The sequence below is a fragment of the Stenotrophomonas sp. AS012628 genome, assembly GCF_010608305.1.
Taxonomy (GTDB): Bacteria; Pseudomonadota; Gammaproteobacteria; order Xanthomonadales; family Xanthomonadaceae; genus Stenotrophomonas; species Stenotrophomonas geniculata.
The window spans coordinates 1-330 of record NZ_VMBJ01000113.1 but is presented as its reverse complement, the minus strand read 5'-3'; the positions used below and the strand labels follow the sequence as shown (position 1 = coordinate 330).

At 54.8% G+C, this 330-nt stretch carries 1 rRNA gene; it reads left to right on the top strand.

Features of this window, described 5'->3' with window-relative positions:
- Positions 1-330 (top strand): 23S ribosomal RNA (locus G5A07_RS21205); the annotation flags it as partial.

Sequence of the window (330 nt, the reverse complement as noted above, 5' to 3'; positions counted from 1 at the left end):
TATGCGCGGTAGAGGAGCGTTCCGTAAGCCGTTGAAGGTGGATTGAGAAGTCTGCTGGAGGTATCGGAAGTGCGAATGCTGACATGAGTAACGATAATGCGGGTGAAAAACCCGCACGCCGAAAGCCCAAGGTTTCCTTGCGCAACGTTAATCGGCGCAGGGTGAGTCGGCCCCTAAGGCGAGGACGAAAGTCGTAGTCGATGGGAAGCAGGTTAATATTCCTGCACCTCGCGTAAGTGCGATGGAGGGACGGAGAAGGTTAGGTGTACCAGGCGTTGGTTGTCCTGGGGAAAGGCGGTAGGTTTGGATCTTTGGCAAATCCGGGATCCT